2 protein-coding genes are annotated in these 2,962 nt (G+C 71.3%); both read right to left on the bottom strand.

The annotated features are described in order from the left end of the window. A partial coding sequence (locus tag HUW36_RS29690; protein WP_174531127.1) for an NADH-quinone oxidoreductase subunit G occupies positions 1 to 1,513 on the bottom strand: 1,513 nt, incomplete at its 3' end. Beyond that, positions 1,513 to 2,829, bottom strand: a complete 1,317-nt coding sequence (gene nuoF, locus HUW36_RS29685; RefSeq protein WP_174531126.1) for an NADH-quinone oxidoreductase subunit NuoF — start codon at positions 2,827 to 2,829, stop codon at positions 1,513 to 1,515. The genes nuoF and HUW36_RS29690, both read right to left, overlap by 1 nt. Between the last annotated feature and the right edge of the window lie 133 nt (positions 2,830 to 2,962).

Genomic DNA, 2,962 nt, shown 5'->3' with positions numbered 1-2,962 from the left:
AGGCCAGACGGGCTCCGGTACGCCGGGCCACGTCCGCCGCCGCGGAGAGACCGCCGGGCACCGCGCCCAGCCGCTCGCCGACGATCAGGATCGCGCCCGGCTGCCCCAGCGCCTCGGCCACCGTGGCGTGCTCGGCCAGCACGCTGGCCTCCTCGCCCGGCACCACCCGGGCGAGCTTCGCCCCGAGCTTCTCCAGGCCGCGGGTCGCGAACGGCGCGATCGCGTACACGGTCAGCTTCTTCTTCAGGTACGCCTTGCGCAGCCGCAGGAAGAGGATCGGGCACTCCTCCTCCGGCTCCAGGCCGACCAGCACCACCGCGGGCGCGTTCTCCACGTCCGCGTAGGTCACGTCGGTGACCCCGGCGACGTTGCTGGCCAGGAAGTCGGCCTCCTCGCGGGAGACCGGACGGGCCCGGAAGTCGATGTCGTTGGTGTGCAGCGCGACCCGGGCGAACTTCGCGTACGCGTAGGCGTCCTCGACGGTGAGCCGGCCGCCGGTCAGCACCGCCGTGCCGGTGCCGCCGTCGCGGGCCGCGCGCAGTCCCTCGGCGGCCCGGGCGAACGCCTCGCTCCAGGACGCCTCGCGCAGCTCACCGGTCTTCTCGTCCCGCACCAGCGGGGTGGTGAGCCGGTCGAACGCGCGGGTGTACTGGAAGCCCCAGCGGCCCTTGTCGCAGTTCCACTCCTCGTTCACCGCCGGGTCGTCGCCGGCCAGGCGGCGCAGCACCTTGCCCCGGCGCCAGTCGGTGCGCTGGGCGCAGCCGGCCGAGCAGTGCTCGCAGACGCTGGGCGAGGAGACCAGGTCGAACGGGCGGGAGCGGAAGCGGTACTGCGTGCCGGTCAGCGCGCCCACCGGGCAGATCTGCACGGTGTTGCCGGAGAAGTAGGAGTTGAACGGGACGTCCCCTTCCTCACCCTCCTCGCCGTACGCGTCGTCGCGGTAGATGTTGATCTCCTCGTGCGAGGAGCGTCCCATCAGGTCGATGAACTTGTCGCCGGCGATCTCCTCGGAGAACCGGGTGCACCGCTGGCAGAGCACGCACCGCTCGCGGTCGAGCAGCACCTGGGTGCTGATCGGCAGCGGCTTCGGGTACTCCCGCTTGTGCTCGTGGAACCGCGAGTCCGTGCGGCCGGTGGACATGGCCTGGTTCTGCAGCGGGCACTCGCCGCCCTTGTCGCACATCGGGCAGTCCAGCGGGTGGTTGAGGAGCAGCAGCTCCATCACCCCCTCCTGGGCCTTCTTGGCGACCGGGGAGGTGAGCTGGGTCCGCACCACCATGCCGTCGGCGACCGTCTGGGTGCAGGAGGCGACCGGCTTGCGCTGGCCCTCCACCTCCACCAGGCACTGCCGGCAGGCGCCGGCCGGGGCCAGCAGCGGGTGGTCGCAGAAGCGCGGGATCTCGGTGCCCAGCTGCTCGGCGACGCGGATCAGCAGCGCGCCCTTGGGCGCGGTGACCTCGACGCCGTCGATGGTCAGCGTGACGGTCTCGGTCTGCTTGGCTACGTCGGTCATCAGTGGGCTCCAACCAGAGACTTGTCGGAGAGCTTCGGAGCGGTACGTCCCTCGATGTAGTCGAGGTAGTCCTGCTTGAAGTACTTCAGCGACGAGGTCACCGAGCTGGTCGCACCGTCACCCAGACCGCAGAACGAGCGGCCGAGGATGTTGTCGCAGGTGTCGAGCAGGGTGTCCAGGTCCTCGTGGGTGCCCTGGCCGGACAGGATCCGCCGGTAGACCCGGACCATCCAGTAGTTGCCCTCGCGGCAGGGGGTGCACTTGCCGCACGACTCGTGGTGGTAGAACTCCAGCCACCGGTAGGTCGCGTAGACCGGGCAGTCCTGGTCGGAGAAGATCTGCGTCGCCGTGGTGCCCAGGATCGAGCCGGCCGCCGCCACCCCCTCGAAGTCCAGCGGCACGTCCAGGTGCTCGGCGGTGAGCAGCGGCGTCGAGGAGCCACCCGGGGTCCAGAACTTCAGCTCGTGCCCGGGCTTCATGCCGCCGGCCAGCTCGATCAGCTCGCGCAGCGTGATGCCCATCGAGCACTCGTACTGTCCCGGGTTGGCGATCCGGCCGGAGAGCGAGTAGATCATCGGGCCGGACGACTTCTCCGTGCCCATGGTCTTCCACCAGTCCGCGCCGCCCAGCACGATGTACGGCACGCTGGCGATGGTGCCGACATTGTTGACCACGGTCGGGCTGGCGTACAGGCCGTGGGTCGCCGGGAACGGCGGGCGCAGCCGGGGCTGGCCCCGGAAGCCCTCCAGCGAGTCCAGCAGCGCGGTCTCCTCACCGCAGATGTACGCCCCGGCGCCGGAGTGCACCACCAGCTCCAGGTCGAACCCCGAGCCGAGGACGTTCCGGCCGAGGTAGCCCTTGGCGTACGCCTCGGCGACCGCGCTGCGCAGCCGGCGGGCGGCGTGCACGGCCTCGCCGCGGATGTAGATGTACGCCCGGTTGGCCCGGATCGCGTACGACGCGATGATCACGCCCTCGACCAGCGAGTGCGGGTCGTGGGTCATCAGCGGCAGGTCCTTGCAGGTGCCCGGCTCGCCCTCGTCGGCGTTCACCACGAGGTAGTGCGGCTTGCCGTCGCCCTGCGGGATGAAGCCCCACTTGAGACCGGTCGGGAAGCCCGCACCGCCCCGGCCGCGCAGCCCGGAGTCCTTGATCAGCTGGATCAGGTCGTCCGGGTGCGCCTTGAGCGCCTTGCGCAGGGCGGCGTAGCCGTCCAGCTTCTCGTAGGTGCCGAGCCGCCAGGCGTCCGGCGACAGCCAGCGCTTGGTGAGCACCGGCGTGAGCTTGGCCAACGTCTCCGGCCGAGGAGTGGTCACTTCCGGACCCCCGTTCCGCTCGCGTCCGCCGGGTCGGCGCCGTCGGCGCCCGTACCGGCCTCCGCCTCCTTGAGGTTGCGCTCCTGCGCGCCGGCCGCGTCGCCGGCGGGCTTGCCGTCGCCGGCCGGCGGGT

The organism is Micromonospora maritima (assembly GCF_902825405.1).
Lineage (GTDB): Bacteria > Actinomycetota > Actinomycetes > Mycobacteriales > Micromonosporaceae > Micromonospora > Micromonospora maritima.
The sequence above is the reverse complement of the archived record's forward strand: the minus strand, read 5'-3'. Positions and strand labels throughout refer to the sequence as shown.